This is a genomic window from Mycobacterium sp. ENV421, assembly GCF_002887815.1.
Lineage (GTDB): Bacteria > Actinomycetota > Actinomycetes > Mycobacteriales > Mycobacteriaceae > Mycobacterium.
The window spans coordinates 1-1,555 of sequence record NZ_PDHO01000115.1; the positions used below are offsets into that span (position 1 = coordinate 1).

2 protein-coding genes are annotated in these 1,555 nt (G+C 61.5%); both read right to left on the reverse strand.

What is annotated here, in order from left to right; translation table 11 throughout:
* Window positions 1–4: 4 nt before the first annotated feature.
* Window positions 5–853, reverse strand: coding sequence for an MlaE family ABC transporter permease (locus tag CRM90_RS29895; RefSeq protein ID WP_102810440.1), 849 nt, complete (start codon window positions 851–853; stop codon window positions 5–7).
* Window positions 854–1,555 (reverse strand): MlaE family ABC transporter permease (locus tag CRM90_RS29900; protein ID WP_102810441.1); only part of this gene is annotated, 702 nt, incomplete at its 5' end. It lies immediately after the preceding gene.

Genomic DNA, 1,555 nt, shown 5'->3' on the forward strand with positions numbered 1-1,555 from the left:
CTCCCTATCCGGACAGGTTGAAGTTGCCGTTGGAGCCGTAGATGGCCAGCGATATGAGCAGGGTGACGGAGACGACCACGATCAGGGAGGTGCGTACCGCGTTGCCGACCGCGACGCCGACGCCGGAGGGTCCGCCGGTGGCGAAGTAGCCGAAGTAGGTGTGGATCAACAGGATCGTGATCGCCATCAGGACCGCTTGCAGGAAACTCCACAACAGATCGATCGGATTAAGGAACGTGTTGAAGTAGTGGTCATACAAGCCACCGGACTGGCCGAACAGCACCACGGTGGTGAACTGGGAAGCCACAAAGCTCAAGATGACCGCGATCGAGTACAGCGGGGTGATGGCCACCATGCCCGCCACAATCCGGGTACTGACGAGGTATTCGACCGGCGGGATACCCATCGATTCCAGGGCGTCGATCTCCTCGTTGATCCGCATCGCCCCGAGTTGAGCCGTGACCCCGGCGCCGAAGGTGGCGGCCAACCCGATCCCGGCCACCACCGGCGCGCTGATCCGGACGTTGATGAACGCCGCCAAAAACCCGGTCAACGCTTCAATCCCGATATTGCCCAGCGAGGAATAGCCCTGCACCGCCAACGTCCCACCCGCGGCCAAGGTGAGGAACCCGACGATCACCACGGTGCCGCCGATCATCGCCAACGTGCCCGCCCCCATGCTGATCTCCGCGATCAACCGGATGATCTCTTTACGGAAATGCAACGCCGCATGCGGTGTGCCCGCGATCGCGCGACCGTAGAAGATCGTGTGATCCCCAATCCGCCCGATCGTGCCCAACGGGCGACGCACCTGACGGGCGATCCGCGGATACAAAGCCTGTAACGACGCCATCTACCGGGCACTCATCCGGATACCGATCGCGGTCACCACCACGTTGACCACGAACAACGCCATAAACGCGTACACCACCGTCTCATTGACCGCATTACCCACCGCCTTGGCGCCACCCCCGGTGATCGTCAACCCCCGATAACACGCCACCAACCCCGCGATCAACCCGAACAACGCCGCCTTGACACACGAGATGATCACCTCCGGCACCCCGGTCAACAACGTGATCCCCGCCGCGAACGCCCCCGGATTCACATCCTGAACGAACACCGAGAACACATAACCACCCAAAATCCCGATGATCACCACCAACGAATTCAACAGAAGCGCAACCAAACCCGACGCCAACATCCGCGGAGTCACCAACCGCTGCACCGGATTGATCCCCAACACCTCCATCGCGTCGATCTCCTCACGGATCGTGCGCGACCCTAAATCCGCACACATCGCCGTCGCCCCGGCACCCGCCACGATCAACACCGTCACCAACGGGCCCACCTGAGTCACCGCACCAAACGCCGCCCCCGCACCACTCAGATCAGCAGCACCCAACTCCCGCAACAAAATATTCAGCGTGAAACTCACCAACACCGTGAACGGAATCGCCACCAACAACGTCGGCGCCAACGACACCCGCGCCACAAACCACGCCTGCTCCAAAAACTCCCGCCACTGAAACGGCTTCCGGAAGATGAACCGCAC

Bases quoted from the DNA above. Each gene is read 5' to 3' on its own strand.
- CRM90_RS29895 (WP_102810440.1), bottom strand. From the start codon at position 853: ATGGCGTCGTTACAGGCTTTGTATCCGCGGATCGCCCGTCAGGTGCGT.